The sequence below is a fragment of the Methylovorus glucosotrophus genome, from assembly GCF_009858335.1.
Classification (GTDB): domain Bacteria; phylum Pseudomonadota; class Gammaproteobacteria; order Burkholderiales; family Methylophilaceae; genus Methylovorus; species Methylovorus glucosotrophus.
In genome coordinates, this window is record NZ_VMSE01000001.1 from 1,433,581 (window position 1) to 1,450,555 (window position 16,975).

The 16,975-nt window shown below is 53.1% G+C and carries 15 protein-coding genes; 12 read left to right on the plus strand and 3 right to left on the minus strand.

Features of this window, described 5'->3' with window-relative positions; all coding sequences use genetic code 11:
• Positions 1-30 precede the first annotated feature (30 nt).
• A complete protein-coding gene (locus FNL37_RS06740; protein ID WP_159355596.1) occupies positions 31-819 on the plus strand; it encodes an SDR family NAD(P)-dependent oxidoreductase in 789 nt (262 codons plus the stop codon).
• Positions 820-848: 29 nt separating this feature from the next.
• Here the strand turns inward: FNL37_RS06740 and dinB are convergent, their stop codons facing one another.
• Genes dinB through map form a run of 3 tightly spaced genes read right to left on the minus strand, consistent with a single transcriptional unit; the run spans position 849 to position 5,439 of the window.
• Entirely contained in the window at positions 849-2,024 is a 1,176-nt protein-coding gene (dinB, locus tag FNL37_RS06745) for a DNA polymerase IV (protein ID WP_159355597.1), read from the minus strand.
• Between the two features lie 17 nt (positions 2,025-2,041).
• Positions 2,042-4,630 carry a [protein-PII] uridylyltransferase gene (locus FNL37_RS06750; RefSeq protein WP_159355598.1) on the minus strand — a complete coding sequence of 863 codons (2,589 nt, stop codon included), beginning with the start codon at positions 4,628-4,630 and terminating at the stop codon, positions 2,042-2,044.
• Between the two features lie 5 nt (positions 4,631-4,635).
• On the minus strand, positions 4,636-5,439 hold the full coding sequence (gene map, locus FNL37_RS06755) for a type I methionyl aminopeptidase (protein ID WP_280526110.1): 804 nt from the start codon (positions 5,437-5,439) through the stop codon (positions 4,636-4,638).
• A 222-nt stretch (positions 5,440-5,661) separates the two neighbouring features.
• On the opposite strand from map, the gene rpsB reads away from it, so the two are divergent.
• The 11 genes from rpsB to lpxD all read left to right on the plus strand — a co-directional run bounded on the left by rpsB (position 5,662) and on the right by lpxD (position 16,975).
• Complete coding sequence (gene rpsB, locus FNL37_RS06760; RefSeq protein WP_015830110.1) at positions 5,662-6,411, plus strand: 30S ribosomal protein S2; 750 nt, start codon at positions 5,662-5,664, stop codon at positions 6,409-6,411.
• Between the two features lie 87 nt (positions 6,412-6,498).
• Complete coding sequence (tsf, locus tag FNL37_RS06765) at positions 6,499-7,374, plus strand: translation elongation factor Ts (protein ID WP_013442265.1); 876 nt, start codon at positions 6,499-6,501, stop codon at positions 7,372-7,374.
• 127 nt (positions 7,375-7,501) lie between these two features.
• On the plus strand, positions 7,502-8,218 hold the full coding sequence (gene pyrH, locus FNL37_RS06770) for a UMP kinase (protein ID WP_013442264.1): 717 nt from the start codon (positions 7,502-7,504) through the stop codon (positions 8,216-8,218).
• 27 nt (positions 8,219-8,245) lie between these two features.
• Positions 8,246-8,803 (plus strand): ribosome recycling factor, encoded by a 558-nt coding sequence (gene frr / locus FNL37_RS06775; protein ID WP_013442263.1) that lies wholly within the window; start codon positions 8,246-8,248, stop codon positions 8,801-8,803.
• Positions 8,804-8,842: 39 nt separating this feature from the next.
• Positions 8,843-9,592 carry an undecaprenyl pyrophosphate synthase gene (locus FNL37_RS06780; protein ID WP_013442262.1) on the plus strand — a complete coding sequence of 250 codons (750 nt, stop codon included), beginning with the start codon at positions 8,843-8,845 and terminating at the stop codon, positions 9,590-9,592.
• A 3-nt stretch (positions 9,593-9,595) separates the two neighbouring features.
• Entirely contained in the window at positions 9,596-10,435 is an 840-nt protein-coding gene (locus FNL37_RS06785; protein ID WP_159355599.1) for a phosphatidate cytidylyltransferase, read from the plus strand.
• A 15-nt stretch (positions 10,436-10,450) separates the two neighbouring features.
• Positions 10,451-11,644, plus strand: coding sequence for a 1-deoxy-D-xylulose-5-phosphate reductoisomerase (gene ispC, locus FNL37_RS06790; protein WP_159355600.1), 1,194 nt, complete (start codon positions 10,451-10,453; stop codon positions 11,642-11,644).
• Complete coding sequence (rseP, locus tag FNL37_RS06795; protein ID WP_159355601.1) at positions 11,641-12,993, plus strand: RIP metalloprotease RseP; 1,353 nt, start codon at positions 11,641-11,643, stop codon at positions 12,991-12,993. Before ispC ends, rseP begins: the two co-directional genes overlap by 4 nt.
• Positions 12,994-12,998: 5 nt before the next feature.
• Positions 12,999-15,347 (plus strand): outer membrane protein assembly factor BamA, encoded by a 2,349-nt coding sequence (gene bamA, locus FNL37_RS06800; protein ID WP_159355602.1) that lies wholly within the window; start codon positions 12,999-13,001, stop codon positions 15,345-15,347.
• Positions 15,348-15,386: 39 nt separating this feature from the next.
• Positions 15,387-15,890 carry an OmpH/Skp family outer membrane protein gene (locus FNL37_RS06805; RefSeq protein WP_015830106.1) on the plus strand — a complete coding sequence of 168 codons (504 nt, stop codon included), beginning with the start codon at positions 15,387-15,389 and terminating at the stop codon, positions 15,888-15,890.
• A 29-nt stretch (positions 15,891-15,919) separates the two neighbouring features.
• Positions 15,920-16,975, plus strand: a complete 1,056-nt coding sequence (lpxD, locus tag FNL37_RS06810) for a UDP-3-O-(3-hydroxymyristoyl)glucosamine N-acyltransferase (protein WP_159355603.1) — start codon at positions 15,920-15,922, stop codon at positions 16,973-16,975.

Sequence of the window (16,975 nt, forward strand, 5' to 3'; positions counted from 1 at the left end):
TGGCATCTTTACACCAAGGGAGTAACTCTCATGCAACTCGAACTGGATAACAAACTTGCCCTGGTAACGGCATCGTCTGGTGGCATCGGTCTGGAAATTGCGCGCAGTCTGGCGGCAGAAGGCGCCAGCGTTATCATTAACGGCCGTAGCGCGGCGGTGGTGGAGAAGGCAATCGCCGAGATTCACCGTTCGCATCCTGCAGCAAAGCTGCACGCCCTGGTCAGCGACAATGGTACCCAGGCGGGGTGTGAAGCCACCATTGAGCAGTTTCCTGCCGTGGATATTCTGGTAAACAACCTGGGAATTTATGAGGCGGTAGGATTTTTTGAGGAAAGCGATGCTGATTGGCAGCGCCTATTCGAGGTAAATATCATGAGCGGCGTACGTCTGGCGCGGCATTATCTCGCTGGCATGCTGCAGCGCAATGAAGGGCGCATTGTGTTTATCTCCAGCGAGTCGGGTGTTTCGCCTGCACCTGAGATGGCGCATTACAGTGCGACGAAAACCATGCAGCTGGGTATCTCCCGTTCTCTGGCGGAGCTCACCAAAAATACGGCGGTGACTGTGAATGCGGTATTGCCGGGCCCCACTCGTACCGAAAGCGTGGAGAAATTCATACTGGATGTATATCCAGGCTTATCGCTGGCGGAAGCCGAAAAGAAGTTCATGGCAGAGAATCGCCCGACCTCATTGATTTCACGCCTGATCAACCCCGCGGAGGTCGGCAGTGTGGTGGCCTTTGTATGCAGCCCGCGTGCTGCGGTGATCAATGGCTCCAATATTCGCGCAGAGGGTGGCCTGGTGAGAACGGCATTCTAAGGCTGATTTAGAAATATCCCGGTCTTTTGCTACTCAAAAGGCAGCGGCGCTTGTTTCTGTGCGGGATTTTCGCTGTCTTCCATCGGCATCAGCTGGCTGAGTTTTACGCCTAGCAGACGTATCTTCTTGGTCAGTGGTGCCCGTTTGAGGCATTCCCCGGCGGCTTTGCGTATGGCTACCGCATCGCTGATCGGGGAGGGTAGCGTCAGGTCTCGCGTGACGCTGGTGAAGTCCTGATAGCGCAGTTTGATGCCTACCGTGCCTGCCATATAGCGCTTGGCTTTCAAATCCTGGGCGACGCGCTCGCACAGGCTGGTGAATATTTCCCCAAGGCGGGCACGGTCGTGCCTGACATGCAAATCGCGCTCGAAAGTCGTTTCCCGGCTTATTGATTTGGGTTCGGAATAGGTGGTAACCGGGCGATGGTCTTGTCCATTCGCCACATTCAGCAGCCAGGCGGCATAGCTGCGGCCAAAGGTCGACTGCAGAAGCCCCACGTCGGCTTGAGCCAGCTCGGCAATGGTATGGATGTTTATCGTAGCAAGCTTTGCGACTGCTTTTGGTCCTATGCCGTTGATTTTGCTGACGGATAGTGGCCAGATGCGCGATTGCAGCGAGCTTTCGTCCAGCAGAGTCAGGCCATCCGGTTTATCCAGTTCCGAGCCTATCTTGGCCAGCAGTTTGTTGGGGGCGATGCAGATGGAGCAAGTGAGCCCCGTAGTGCTGTAAACAGCATCTTTCAAACGCTGGGCAAGCGCCTGACTGGGCTCGGTATGCTCACTGAGGTCGATATAAATCTCGTCTATGCCCCGATCTTCCACATGCGGCGCAATATCCCGCACGGCTTGTTTAAATAGCCTGGAGTAATGGCGGTAGGCATCAAAATTGGCAGGGAGAATAATCGCATCTGGCGCCTTGGCCGCCGCCTTCATTAATCCCATGGCTGAAAAAACGCCGAGCGCGCGGGCTTCGTAGGTAGACGTGGTCACCACGCCTCGACCGGCATAATCGCCGAGGCGGGCGAATTGCCAGCGCCCATCGGCCAGTTGCCGTGGCGTATCAATCGAACGGCCACCAACCACCACCGGTAGTCCTTTTAACTGGGGATAATGCAGCAACTCCACCCCGGCAAAAAACATGTCCATATCCAGATGGGCAATGCGTCTGGGAGGGTTGGGAGGCGATGGACTTGTGGCGATAGACACGGAGCAGAAATGCCCTGTTATAGCTGACGGCTAAGGTCTTCTTTGAGCTTTTGCAGGGCGCTATCCGTCAATGCCTGGCCAGACTTGCCTGAGATGAGAAAGGTGTCTTCCGCCCGATTGCCCAGTGTGTTGATCTTGGCCGTGTGCAGGTGGATGCCATGGGCCAGAAAGGTGTGCGCCAGCTGTGACAGCAAGCCTGGCCTGTCGCCCGCCACAATATCCAGCAGATGATAGTTGGATTGGCCCTCGCGCTGCAGGTGGATGGTGGCGCTGATCGGCATATGCTTGACCTGCCGGTTGAGGCGGCCTTGCAACGGTGTTTCCAGCGGTTGTTCTGGCATGAGCTTTTGCGTGAGCTCGTATTCAATGAAATTAAGCAGGTCGCGGTATACCACCGACTTGCTGCTCTGGTCGGCCACCAGAAAGCTATCCAGCGCATAACCATGGCGAGTGGTATGGATACGGGCTTCCTGAATGTTGTAACTCATGCGATCGAAAAAGCTGCAAATGCGGGCAAACAGGTCGTCACGGTCACGCATGTATATCATGGTCTGAATGCCATCGCCTGCCGGGCTCAGACGGGCACGAACGATCGGTTTTTCGGTATTGAGATGCGGCAGCAGCAAGCGGCTGTGCCACGCAATCTCCTGGCTAGTGTGCTTGAGGAAATAGCTGGAGCCCAGTTGCTCCCACAGCGGCTGATAGCTAGGCTTTTTTATGCCGTAATAGCTGAGTGTTTCTTCTGCCTGTTGCTGGCGCAGTTTGATCTCGATATTGCAGTCTGCATTGGCGCTGGCGTCACGCATCAGGCGCTGGGCGGCGGTAAACAGGTTTTCCAGCAGCTTGGCTTTCCAGGCGTTCCATACCGCCGGGCTGGTGCCGCGGATATCGGCCACGGTCAGCAGGTAAAGTGCGGTCAAGCGACGCTCGCTGCCCATCTGGCGCGCGAAATTTTCGATGACCAAGGGATCGCTGAGGTCTGCCTTTTGGGCGGTGCTGGACATGATGAGATGCGCCTCGACCAGCCATGCCACCAGCTCACTGTCTTCGCGATTGAGTCCATGCGCCTTGCAGAAACGTTTGGCATCGACGGCGCCCAGTGTTGAGTGGTCGCCGCCACGGCCTTTGGCAATGTCATGGAACAAGGCGCCCAGATAAAGCAGGTAAGGCTTGTCAAACTGCATGAAGAGCTGACTGCACAGCGGAAACTCATGCGCCAGCTCGGGCAGGGCAAAGCGACGCAGATTGCGCAGCACATTCAGAATATGCTCATCTACCGTGTACACATGGAACAGGTCATGCTGCATCTGCCCGACGATGCGGCCGAAGGCGGGAATGTAGTTGCCCAGAATGCCGTAGCGATTCATGCGGCGCAGGGCATGCGTGACGCCGTCTGGCTGTTTCAGGATATCCAGAAACAGCTGTTTGTTGACCGGGTTTTGCCGGAAGTCACGATTTACCAGCTTTTTAACCCGATACAGCGTGCGAAGCAGCGTGGGGCTCATGCCGGTTAATTCGGGATGCTGCTCCAGCAGTAAAAAACTTTCCAGAATGGTGGTCGGGTTTTTTTGCAAAAGAGCGCTGTAACGCGCATCCAGCAGGTTATTTCTGGCCTCGAAGTGATCATTGATCTGCACTGCAGGGGCGGCATTCGGGTAGATTTTTTCGCGTAGCAGTTGCAGCAGGATCTCATTCATCAAATGAATGAATTTGGCGCTGCGGTAGTAGTTGTGCATCAGCTGCTCGCTGGCGCGTTTGCTTCGGCTGGTGACGTGATTGAGCTGCTTGGCCAGATCGTTCTGGAAGTCAAAGATCAAGCGGTCTTCACGGCGCTTGGCAAGGTAATGCAAGCGGATACGCAGCATCTGCAGGTATTGCTCATGGCGGCGAATCTGGCGTGCCTCCTGCTGGCTGATCAGGCCGTGCTTGGCCAGGGTGCTCCAGGCGCTGCCCAGACTCAGGCTGCGTGTAATCCAGAGTATGGTTTGCAAATCGCGTAATCCGCCCGGACTTTCCTTGATATTCGGTTCAAGGTTATACGGCGTATGGTTGAACTTGGCATGGCGCTGGCGTTGCTCCAGCATCTTGGCTTCAAAAAACGCCTGCGTATTCATGTTGGCTGCGAATGCGGCCTGAAATTGGGCATAAAGCTGCTTGTGCCCGGCCAACCAGCGCGATTCCAGAAGATTGGTCTGTACCGTTATATCCTTGGATGCTTCGTCTGCACATTCGCTGAGGGTCCGTACGCTGTGACCCACAGCCAGGCCAATATCCCAGAAAGTGCCTACCAGCGCTTCAATCTGGCGATCCAGTGCCGAGTCGTAATTGTCAGGCAGCAGAATCAGCAAATCGACATCGGAGTGTGGAAACAGCTCGCCGCGCCCATAACCGCCGACGGCGATCAGGCAGACATCCTGATTCAAGCCAGCGTCCTGCCAAAGCGCCTGCAGGAGCTGATCCACAAATTTGGAATGCCCTTTTAACAGGGCGGTGGTATTGCCGGATTGCTCAAAAGCCTCTTGCAAGGCTTGTTGGCGCGCATGCAGTTGCTGGCGCCAGTCTTTCGCCAGGCTGGCGTGAGGAGTATCCGGCAACGCTTGAGGCATACTGGTTAGATGAAGCTGGGAATGGCGGGCGAGCCAGCGGAAACGGTGAGAACCTCGTAACCGGTATCCGTCACCAGCACCGTGTGCTCCCATTGGGCCGACAGGCTGTGATCTTTGGTCACGATGGTCCAGCCATCTCCCAGTTGCTTGATGTCGCGCTTGCCAGCATTGATCATGGGCTCAATGGTGAAGATCATGCCTTTTTGCAGCTTGACGCCAGCGCCAGGCTTGCCGTAATGAAGCACCTGTGGATCTTCGTGGAATTTCTTGCCTATGCCGTGTCCGCAGAATTCACGCACCACGCTATAGCCACTTTTTTCTGCATACACCTGAATGGCATGGCCGATATCGCCCAGCGTCGCACCTGGTTTTACCTGTTGTATGCCCAGCCACATGCACTCATAGGTAATGTCGCACAGGCGCTTGGCCTGAATGGAGGGCTCGCCCACCATGAACATGCGGCTGGTATCGCCATGGTAACCATCCTTGATCACTGTGATATCCAGATTCACGATATCGCCGTTTTTCAACACCTTGGGGCCAGGTACGCCATGGCAGATCTGGTGGTTGATGGAGGTGCAGATGGACTTGGGGTAGGGCGTGTGACCATGCGGCGCGTAATTAAGAGGCGCCGGGATGGTTTTTTGTTCATTGACCATGTAGTCATGGCACAGTTTGTCGAGATGCTCGGTGGTGACGCCGGCCTGGACATAAGGCGTGATAAAATCAAGCACTTCGGAGGCAAGGCGGCCCGCGATGCGCATTTTCTCAATATCGAGGTCATTCTTGATGGTAATTGCCATATTCACTACATTAAGCCGAAGCTTGTTTTTCCTTGAGTTCAGACAGTCGCTTATGTTAACATATTGCACCCGTTTAGCAGCTTAATTGGCTGTTGGCGGCCTTAACCAGCATGCGCTTGATCTTTATTATTCGCATGCAAAATCTGCACACATGCCCCGTACAGGGTGTCCGTTCATACGGATGTTGGTTGGGCGTGTGGAAGCAATTAACCCTTACTGGAGACTTTTATGTCCGTAACTATGCGTCAAATGCTGGAAGCCGGAGTTCACTTCGGCCATCAAACCCGCTACTGGAACCCCAAGATGGCACCGTTCATCTTCGGTGACCGCAACAAGATTCATATCGTCAACCTGGAAAAAACCCTGCCATTGTTCGAAGATGCACTGAAGTATGTGCGTCAACTGGCTGCTAACAAGGGCCGTATCCTGTTTGTTGGCACCAAGCGTCAAGCACGCGACATCATGAAGGAAGAAGCTGAGCGCGCTAACTGCGCTTACGTTAACCACCGCTGGCTGGGTGGCATGCTGACCAACTTCAAGACCGTCAAGCAATCCATCAAGCGCCTGAACGACTACGAAACCATGCTGCAAGATGGCAGCCTGGACAAGTTCGGCAAGAAAGAAGCCCTGGGCTACAAGCGTGAAGTTGAAAAGCTGCAACGCTCTATCGGTGGTATCAAGGAAATGGGTGGCCTGCCAGACGCGATTTTCATCGTGGACGTAGGTCACGAAAGCGGCGCTGTTACTGAAGCTGCCAAGCTGGGCATTCCTGTTATCGGTGTTGTTGATACCAACAACTCTCCAGATGGCGTTGCTTATGTTATTCCTGGTAACGATGACTCCAGCCGTGCGATTCGTCTGTATGCCCGCGGTATTGCTGATGCAGTACTTGAAGGCCGCAGCCAAGCCATCACGGAAATCGTGAAGTCTGCTAGCGAAGAAGAATTCGTCGAGGTTGAAGAAACCGCGGCAGAGTAAGACCCTGATAAAAGGGGGCGAAAGCCCCCTTTTTTATACCTGTTATATGGCCTAGTCTGGCCGAAATCATCATTGAAGGAGCAAATAATGGCTGAAATTACCGCAGGCATGGTAAAGGAATTGCGTGAGCGCACTGATGCGCCCATGATGGATTGCAAAAAAGCACTGACAGAAGCCGAAGGCGACATGACCCGTGCAGAAGAAATTCTGCGTGTACGTTTCGGTAACAAGGCAAGCAAGGCTGCTGGCCGTGTTGCTGCTGAAGGTACCGTTGGCATCAGCATCAGTGCTGATGGCAAGACTGGCGCCATGGTAGAAGTGAACTCTGAAACTGACTTCTGTGCCAAGAACCAGGATTTCGTGAACTTCGTTAACGAACTGGCTGCTGTGATTGCCAGCAACAAGCCAGCCGATATCGCTGACGTTGCAGGCCTGAAGATGGGTTCCGCTACCGTTGAAGAAAACCGCACTGTGCTGGTTGGCAAGATTGGTGAAAACATCACTCCACGTCGCTTCCTGCGTGCAGATGCACAAGGCAAGCTGTACAGCTATGTTCACGGCAGCAAGATCGGTGTTGTGGTTGATCTGGTGGGCGGTGACGAAGCGCTGGGCAAGGACATTGCCATGCACATTGCCGCTGCCAAGCCCAAGTCGCTGGATGCCAGCGGCGTGGATGCAGCCCTGATCGAAGCCGAGCGCCGCGTGGCGATTGAGAAGGCCAAGGAAGCAGGCAAGCCAGACGCCATGCTGGAAAAGATTGCAGAAGGTACCGTGCAGAAGTTCCTGAAGGAAGTGACGCTGCTGAGCCAGCCTTTCGTCAAGGATGACAAGCAGTCCATCGAGCAATTGCTCAAATCCAAAAACGCCTCTGTTGCCTCTTTCACCATGTACGTCGTGGGTGAGGGCATTGAGAAGGTTGTTACCGACTTCGCTGCTGAAGTCGCTGCTGCAGCCAAGATCTAGGCTGCAGTTTCTCTGGTAGTAAAACCGCGGGGGCTTCACCCCTGCGGCTGTAATGATGTACTCGCTGCAAAACGATAATGTGATTTAATAACGCATTGTCGTTTTGCACAATTCAGATAGGAGCCCCATGACATCCCCCGCCTTTAAACGCATCCTGCTTAAATTATCCGGTGAAGCCCTCATGGGTGATGACAGTTACGGGATTAATCGTGCGACCATTTCCCGAATTGTGAATGAAATCAAGGAAGTGGTGGATATGGGCGTGCAGGTGGCCGTGGTCATCGGTGGCGGCAACATCTTTCGTGGAGTTGCGCCTGCGGCTGAAGGCATGGATAGAGCGACGGCTGACTATATGGGCATGATGGCAACGGTGATGAATGCATTGGCCTTGCAGGACGCCATGCGTCACATTGGGCTGGTGAGCCGCGTGCAGTCTGCTCTCAATATCGAGCAGGTTGCCGAGCCTTATATTCGTGGCAAGGCGATTCGTTATCTGGAAGAAGGGCGCGTGGTGATCTTTGGTGCCGGTACCGGTAATCCTTTTTTCACAACAGATACTGCAGCAGCGTTACGCGGTATGGAGATGAATGCAGAGATCGTGCTGAAAGCCACCAAGGTCGATGGGGTTTATACCGATGATCCCAAGACCAATCCCGATGCCATGCGTTACAAAACACTGACCTTTGATGAAGCCATCATCAAGAACCTCAAGGTCATGGATGCGACGGCACTGACGCTGTGTCGCGATCAGAAATTACCTATTTCCGTATTCAGTATATTCAAGCAGGGCGCCCTTAAGCGTGTAGTCATGGGCGAAGATGAAGGTACGCGCGTATTGCCTTAAGGCATGCGCCAGGTTTAGGAGAGAGTGATGCTCAACGAAGTAAAGAAAAACGCAGAACAAAAGATGCAGAAATCCCTGGAGTCGCTGAAGAGTGACCTCGGTAAAGTGCGTACGGGCCGTGCACATACCGGCCTGCTGGATCATGTCATGGTGGAATACTATGGCTCCATGGTCGCAGTGAATCAGGTAGCGAACGTTACCCTGGGCGATGCGCGTACCATCAACGTGCAGCCTTACGAAAAGAACATGGTGGCCAAGATCGAGAAAGCCATCCGTGATGGTGATCTGGGCCTTAATCCGGCAACCAATGGTGACGTGATTCGTGTGCCTATGCCCATGTTGACGGAAGAACGCCGTCGCGACCTGATCAAGGTCGTGCGTACCGAAGGTGAAAATGCCAAGGTGGCTATCCGCAATGTGCGCCGTGATGCCAATGATCAGCTGAAAAAACTGACCAAAGACAAAGAAATCAGTGAGGATGACGAGCGCCGCATGCAAGACGAGGTGCAAAAGCTGACGGACCGTTTTGTGGCTGAGGTTGACAAGCTTCTGCAAGTCAAAGAAGCCGACCTTATGGCGGTGTAAACTGCCTTGTTTGATTTGCCTTTAGAAACGGAGTCTTGATTGGCGCTTTTTTTCAGCTCCACGCAATCCATTCCCGCCACCGCTGAGGTGCCGCGCCATATTGCCGTCATCATGGATGGCAATGGGCGCTGGGCCAAAAAGCGATTCCTGCCGCGGGTCGCGGGCCACAAACGTGGCGTCGAAGTGGTGCGCGACATCGTCAAGCAGTGTGCGAGCATCGGCGTTGAATACCTGACGCTGTTTGCTTTCAGCAGTGAAAACTGGCGCCGTCCACAGGAAGAAGTCTCCTTCCTGATGGGGCTTTTCATGGAAGCCCTGCAGCAAGAGGTTTCCAAGCTTCATAAAAATAACATTCGCCTGGTCATGATTGGTGATCATTCCCGGTTTGATGAGTCCTTGCGCGAGCAGATTGCTCGTGCGGAAGCGCTGACGCGGGATAATACCGGTCTTACGCTGACCATTGCTGCGAATTACGGCGGGCGTTGGGATATATTGCAGGCGGTGAACCGTTTGCAGGCCGAGCACCCTGAGCTTGCTGGCAATTACAATGAAGAGCATCTGGCGCCTTATCTTTCCATGCATTATGCCCCGGAACCGGATTTATTCATCCGCACGGGCGGCGAGCAGCGCATCAGTAACTTCCTGCTGTGGCAACTGGCATACAGCGAGCTCTATTTTACGGACACCTTATGGCCGGATTTTGACTCGGCTGCTTTCGAACTTTCCATTGCATCTTATCGTCAGCGTGAGCGTCGTTTTGGCCGCACCAGCGAACAGTTACAACAATAAGTCATGCTAAAAGCGCGCGTTCTTACATCCCTGGTACTGATACCACTTTTTCTGGCTGCGCTGTTCTATCTTCCCGAGGTGTACTGGGCTTTGCTCATGCTAGTCATCATTACCATCGGTGCATGGGAATGGGCGAGCATGAATCGACTGGGCGGGGGACAATGGCTATATCCGGCAGTGACATTTGCCATTGGTCTGCTCGCGGTTGCCGTCACTGACACATCGTATGTGTTCATTCAGCAGCATCTTCTGTTCTGGGGCTTGCTGGCCTCTGCCATTTTTTGGACCTTTTTTGTGCCCATCTGGTTATCCGGACGTTTTCGTATTCGAAACCAGGTGGGGGTAGCCGTTATCGGATGGGTAATCCTTATCCCGACCTGGCTCGCCTTCGTCAGTTTGCACCGCATCCAGCCAGGGCTGTTGCTTGCCTTGATGGTTGCGGTATGGATTGCCGATAGTGCGGCTTATTTCGCGGGCAAGCGTTTTGGCCGCCACAAGCTTGCACCGAAAATCAGCCCGGGAAAAACCTGGGAGGGCGTGCTGGGCGCTTGGCTGGCCGTCAGCGTATATGGGCTCATCCTTTGTAGCACATTGGGAATCACCCCCTGGATTATCCTTGGGCTTTGGGGGATTACCGTGCTGAGTATCATGGGAGATCTTCTGGAGTCGCTGGTGAAGCGGCATGCCGAAGTAAAGGACAGCGGTCGCTTGTTACCTGGGCATGGTGGTGTGCTTGATCGCATCGATGGCCTGACCTCAAGCTTGCCGCTGGCAGCGTTCTTTATTTATTTCCCGTTGTATTACCACTACGCCTATCCTTTATGGGCAAGTGTTTCCCAATAGCCCTGGGGGCGAAATTTGTTACAGTCATCACCACAAAACATTACCATCCTCGGTGCCACTGGCACCATCGGTCTCAATACGCTGGATGTGATTGCCCGGCACCCTGACAAATACCGCGCTTATGCATTAACGGCCAATGGTCGCGCCGAGGCCTTGTTTGATCTATGCAAGCAATATCATCCGCGATATGCCGTGCTGCTGCAGGAGGCCGCGGCAGATCGCCTGCGGCAGATGCTCGTCCAGGCGGGTATTGAAACGGAAGTTCTGTTTGGCATGGATGCCCTGGAACAAGTCGCTTCTGCTCCTGAGGTGGATGCTGTCATGGCCGCTATTGTGGGGGCAGCCGGTCTCAGACCCGCCATGGCTGCTGCTCGTGCTGGCAAGCGCATCATGCTGGCCAACAAGGAAACGCTGGTAATGGCCGGCAGCTTGTTCATGCAAGCGGTGGAGGAGAGTGGTGCGACCTTGCTGCCTATCGATAGCGAACATAACGCCATCTTTCAGGTTATGCCTTCCAGAAAATACCCTGACCTTCACAGCGGCGGTGTACGCAAAATATTGCTGACCGCATCCGGCGGTCCATTCCGCAATGCCAGTCGGGAGCAATTGCTGCAAGTGACTTCGCAGCAGGCACTCAATCACCCCAATTGGGTCATGGGCCCCAAGATCACTATCGATTCAGCCACCTTGATGAACAAGGGTTTGGAAGTGATTGAAGCGAAATGGCTTTTTGATGCAACGCCTGAGCAGATTGAGGTAGTGGTGCATCCACAAAGCGTCATTCATTCCATGGTGGAATATGTGGATGGCTCGGTGCTGGCGCAATTGGGGAACCCCGACATGCGCACACCCATCGCTTATGCCCTGGCTTATCCTGAGCGCATAGACAGCGGCGTGGGCTCGCTCGACTTGTTCAAGATTGCGACATTGAATTTCGAACGTCCTGACACTGGCCGTTTCCCATGTTTGCGCCTGGCTTTTGATGTGCTGAAGCGCGGTGGAACAGCACCTGCGATTCTCAATGCAGCTAATGAAGTCGCTGTTGAGGCGTTTCTGCAATCTCGCATAGGGTTCATGGATATCCCCGCCCTCATCGAGCGCGTGCTCTCGCTATCCAGCATAGAACCCGTTACTGACATTCCCAACCTGATTGCAGCTGACCAGGCCGCGCGTCAGCTCGCTCAGGAATGGATGGTGCAATCAGCATGATTACCGTCATCGCGTTTGTTGTTACCCTTGGCATCCTGATTACGATTCATGAGTATGGACATTTTCAGGTCGCGCGCTGGTGTGGCGTCAAGGTCTTGCGATTTTCACTGGGCTTTGGAACGCCATTGCTGACCAGAAATATCGGCAAGGACAATACCGAGTTCGTTCTGGCGGCTTTCCCCTTGGGCGGCTACGTGAAAATGCTGGATGAGCGCGAAGCCCCGGTTGCCGAGCATGAGCTGCATCGCGCCTTTAATCGGCAAGCCGTATGGAAGCGTATGCTCATCGTGCTGGCTGGGCCGATGGCGAACCTGTTACTCGCCATCCTGCTTTACTGGGTGCTGTTCATGCATGGTGTCATGGGTATCAAGCCACTGTTAGGGGATATTCCATCAGAAACACCAGCAGCCATTGCGCAAATGAAATCCGGCGAGCTGATTACCGATATCTCTGGCGAGACTGTGGCCAGCTGGCAAGACGTACGCTGGATACTGATGCGTCAGGCGCTTGGTGATTCCCCGGTCTCGGTAGAGGGGCGGCTGAACGACGTTTCCCTGCATCATCAATTGAATTTATCTGTGTTGGACAAAGATGATTTTGAGGGAGACTTCCTGCCAAAATTGGGCCTCGTGCCTTATCGCCCAAGCATGCCACCTGTGGTGGGGGAGGTCGTGGCGGGAAGCGCAGCCGAAAAGGCTGGTTTGCGTGCGGGAGACAACATACGCGCAATTGATGGCGTTGCCATTACAGCTTGGGATCAGGTGGTGGATACCATACGGCTTCATCCACATACGCCATTGAAAGTCACCGTCGCGCGTGATGCTCAAACGGTAGATTTGCAGGTTATTCCCGATAGTGTTCGAGAAAATGGCAAGGACATAGGCCGAATTGGCGCCGCTTACAAGGCAAACCAGAGCGAGCTGGATAAAATCATGACGACGGTGAGCTACTCACCAGGCGTGGCAGCTGCCAAGGCAGTTACCAAGACATGGGAAACCTCGGTTTTCAGTCTTCAAATGCTGGGAGGCATGCTGACTGGGGATGTGTCGTGGCGTGGCATGAGTGGGCCAGTGACCATTGCCAGTTATGCCGGTCAGAGTGCGAAGATTGGCTGGGAAGCTTTCCTGGGCTTTCTGGCACTCGTCAGTATTAGCCTTGGCGTGCTAAATCTGCTGCCTATCCCTGTGTTGGATGGGGGGCATTTGTTGTATTATATTGTTGAGGTTTTCAAGGGTAGCCCGGTTTCCGAGCGCGTCATGGAAATTGGTCAACGTATTGGACTGGCGCTGCTTGGATTGTTGATGGCATGCGCTTTTTATAACGATATAAATCGATTGATAACAGGCTGATCTGAATGAATTTAAGCATCAAGCTTAAGCATATACCGTTTGTGGTATTGGGTATGTATGCAACATCAGCAATGGCACTTGAGCCATTCGTAGTGAAGGATATTCGAGTAGATGGGATACAGCGTACCGAAGCCGGTACCGTATTCAACTACCTGCCTGTCAAGGTCGGTGAGACCATGGATGATGACAAGGCGACTCAGGCAATTAAAGCGCTTTATGGCACTGGGTTCTTCAAGGATGTGCGTATTGAGGCGGATCAGGATGTGCTGGTTGTTGTCGTTCAGGAGCGCGCTGCGATTGCCCAGCTGAATTTCAGCGGCAATAAATCCTTCCCCAGTGACAAAATGAAAGAAGGCCTGAAGCAGATCGGTCTGGCTGAAGGCTTGATTTTTGACCGATCCATGCTGGACCGCGCCGAACAGGAAATCAAACGCCAGTATCTTTCCCAGGGTAAGTATGGCGCTACCGTGAAAGCCGTTGTCACCCCTCTGGAACGTAACCGCGTAGCAGTACAGTTCAATATTGAAGAAGGTGCCATCTCCAAGATTCGCAGCATCAATATTGTGGGCAATCAGGCTTTTGATAGCAAAACCCTGCTGGAAACCATTTCATTGACCACGCCAGGCTGGATGACCTGGTGGAACAAGAATGATCAGTACTCCAAGCAAAAATTGACCGCTGATCTGGAGACCTTGCGGTCTTTTTACATGAATCAAGGTTTTCTGGAGTTCAATATTGAGTCCACCCAGGTCTCGATTACCCCAGACAAACGTGATATTTACATCACCATCAATATCAGTGAAGGTGAGAAATACACCGTTACCGATATCAAGCTGGCTGGCGAAATGCTGCTGGCGGAAGAAGAGGCGCGCAAGCTGATCAGCCTGCAAACAGGTGAATACTTCAATCGCCAGAAAATTACAGAATCCAGCAAGGCCATTGGCGACCGGCTTGGTAACGACGGTTACGCATTTGCTAACGTCAATGCTGTGCCTGATGTTGATAAAGACAAGCATACTGTTGCCTTTACCTTTTTCATCGACCCAGGTCGCCGTGTATATGTCCGTCGTATCAACCTGACCGGTAATACACGCACCCGCGATGAGGTATTACGTCGTGAAATGCGCCAGATGGAATCCGCATGGTATGGCGCTGACAAGATTAATCGTTCCAAGCAGCGTCTGGAGCGTTTGCAGTTCTTCTCGGATGTGAACGTGGAAACCCCTGCGGTACCGGGCACAAATGATCAGGTAGACCTGAACATCAACGTCACCGAAAAATCGACCGGTAGCGTAATGTTTGGCGCCGGCTTGTCCAGTGCTGAAGGTGTGGTATTCGGTGTTACGGTGAACCAGAACAACTTCCTGGGTACGGGTAATCGGGTGTCTGCGCAGGTGAATACCGGTAAGGTAAACACTATCTACTCCTTGAGCTACACCGATCCTTACTTCACGCCGGATGGCGTAAGCCGTACCTTCAATGCGTATCGCCGCGATATTGATACTTCGTATCTAAGTACAGGTAGTTACAAAACATCTTCTTACGGTACCGGCGTAAGCTTTGGCATGCCGCTGAATGAACGTGATTCGGTGAGTGCAGGTCTGACTTTTGACTTTACCCAGGTTGATCTGACTTCCAGTAGCCCCATACAGTATCGTCGCTATTGCGGTGACGCTAACGCCAATGGGTGCGATAACACCAGCGTCTTGCTCAATCTGGGCTGGGCACATGATACCCGGGACAATGTGTTGTTCCCCAACAAGGGTGTTTACCAGCGTTTGAGCACTGAAATTGGTCTGCCTGGCCTGGACTTGCAGTACTACAAGGTGGAATACAAGCATTCCTGGTACAAGGACATTACGCCCAATATCACCTTCATGCTGAATGGCGAAGCAGGGTATGGTGACACTTATGGCGACAAGGACTTTCCGTTCTTCAAGAACTTCTACATCGGTGGTGTAAACTCGGTGCGCGGTTATCAAACCAGCTCGATTGGTCCTCGTCTCTATGACACGGTGAATGAACGCGGGTATGCTATTGGCGGTACCAAGCGTCTGCTGGGTAATGCGGAGTTGTACTTCCCCATTCCTGGCATGAAGGATTCCAAACAATTGCGCCTGAGTACATTTATCGATGCGGGTAACGTGTATACATCGGATGAGCGTATGGATCTTGGCGATCTGCGCTACTCAGCAGGTATTGGCGTGAGCTGGTATTCGCCATTCGGGCCTATCAAGCTCGTATTGGCCAAGGCCCTGAACGCACAAAAGGATGCTGTGCAAACCGATGGCAAAACCTTGTATAACGACGATAAGACGCAGATCCTGCAATTCCAGATGGGTTCGCAGTTCTAAGCTGTTTGTATGATTAAGTTTTAAATATTGGAGAATGAATTGAGTAAATTATTGAAAAGCCTGGTCTTGACAGCATTTGCTGCTTTTACACTGAACGTGTCTGCAGCAGAGCTCAAGGTGGGTTACGTACAAGTGGACAAGATTCTGCAAGAGGCGCCACAAACGGCGGAGAGCGGTAAAAAGCTCGAGAAGGAATTCAGCCCTCGTACCCAAGAGTTGGACCGTCTTCAAAAGCAGATCAAAGATATCGAAACCTCGCTGGACAAAGACAGCCTCACCTTGTCAGAAACTGACCGTCGTAATAAAGAGCGTGATGCATCCAACCTGAAGATCGAGTTTCAGCGTAAACAGCGCGAATTGCGTGAAGATGTGAACATGCGCAAAAACGAAGAGCTGGGTGCTTTGCAAGACCGCATCAACAAAGCCGTTACTTCGGTATCCGAAGCTGAAGGTTATGATCTGGTTGTTTACGGTGGTGTAGCGTACGCAAGCAAGAAAATTGATATTACCGACAAGGTACTGAAGGCTCTGGGCAAGAAGTAATTCTGGTATTAGAAAGCGATCCTGGCCTGATGAAAGCGCAATACTCCTTAACGGAGATCGTATCCAGGCTGGGAGGCGAGCTGGTCGGTGATGGTGATATTGTCATTAGCCGTGTCGCCTCACTGGCCAATGCCCAAGCTGGGCATATCAGCTTCATAACTGATTCCAAGTATCGTACTCAGCTTGCCGATACGGCAGCGAGTGCGATTATCATCAGTGAACAGCATCGTGCATTGACGACGCTGCCGCGCATCGTGACCGATAATCCTTATGCCTATTTCGCACGTGTTTCAGATCTGCTGAATCCGCGTGTCGAGTATGTGCCAGGCATTAGCCCGAATGCCAGTGTGGCTCCGGATGCTGTCGTACCTGCCTCATGTACTGTCATGGATTATGCTGTGATAGCGCCTGGGGTGGAGTTGGGTGAAGGCGTGGTGATTGGCCCAGGCTGTGTGGTTGGGCGCAATGTGCATATCGGCAGCCAGACAGTGCTGCAGTCTCATGTCACGATCTATGCAGATTGCCAGGTCGGTGAGCGTTGTGTCATGGCGGCAGGCGTGGTGATAGGCGCGGATGGTTTTGGTTACGCCAATGATCAGGGGCGCTGGGTTAAAATCCCTCAGGTTGGCAGAGTCATCATCGAGGATGACGTGGAAATTGGCGTCAATACCTCGGTAGACAGAGGTGCCTTGGACGATACGATTATTGAACAGGGCGTGAAGCTTGATAACCTGATTCAGATCGGGCACAACTGCCGGATAGGTGCCCATACCGTGATTGCGGGATGCGTTGGCATTGCCGGTAGCGCAATCGTTGGCAAGCATTGCCGGATAGGGGGTGCTGCCATGATACTGGGGCATCTGGAGATTGCAGATGGAGTGACGATTTCGCCGGGCAGCATGATTACGCGATCATTGCTGAAAACGGATACTTACACAGCGCTGATGCCGTTCCAGACACATGGCGATTGGCTCAAGACGGCGGCAAATATACGTCGTCTCGGCGATATGTCCGAGCGGGTAAAGCAGTTGGAAAATGAGTTGGCGCAGATCAGGGCGCAGCTGGACATAACAAATAGAAATTGA

Excerpts from the sequence above, each read along its gene's own strand:
- frr (WP_013442263.1), top strand. The coding sequence starts at position 8,246 with ATGCTCAACGAAGTAAAGAAAAACGCAGAACAAAAGATGCAGAAATCC.
- rpsB (WP_015830110.1), top strand. The coding sequence starts at position 5,662 with ATGTCCGTAACTATGCGTCAAATGCTGGAAGCCGGAGTTCACTTCGGC.
- FNL37_RS06750 (WP_159355598.1), bottom strand. The coding sequence starts at position 4,630 with ATGCCTCAAGCGTTGCCGGATACTCCTCACGCCAGCCTGGCGAAAGAC.
- lpxD (WP_159355603.1), top strand. The coding sequence starts at position 15,920 with ATGAAAGCGCAATACTCCTTAACGGAGATCGTATCCAGGCTGGGAGGC.
- pyrH (WP_013442264.1), top strand. The coding sequence starts at position 7,502 with ATGACATCCCCCGCCTTTAAACGCATCCTGCTTAAATTATCCGGTGAA.
- FNL37_RS06785 (WP_159355599.1), top strand. The coding sequence starts at position 9,596 with ATGCTAAAAGCGCGCGTTCTTACATCCCTGGTACTGATACCACTTTTT.
- rseP (WP_159355601.1), top strand. The coding sequence starts at position 11,641 with ATGATTACCGTCATCGCGTTTGTTGTTACCCTTGGCATCCTGATTACG.
- FNL37_RS06740 (WP_159355596.1), top strand. The coding sequence starts at position 31 with ATGCAACTCGAACTGGATAACAAACTTGCCCTGGTAACGGCATCGTCT.
- tsf (WP_013442265.1), top strand. The coding sequence starts at position 6,499 with ATGGCTGAAATTACCGCAGGCATGGTAAAGGAATTGCGTGAGCGCACT.
- bamA (WP_159355602.1), top strand. The coding sequence starts at position 12,999 with ATGAATTTAAGCATCAAGCTTAAGCATATACCGTTTGTGGTATTGGGT.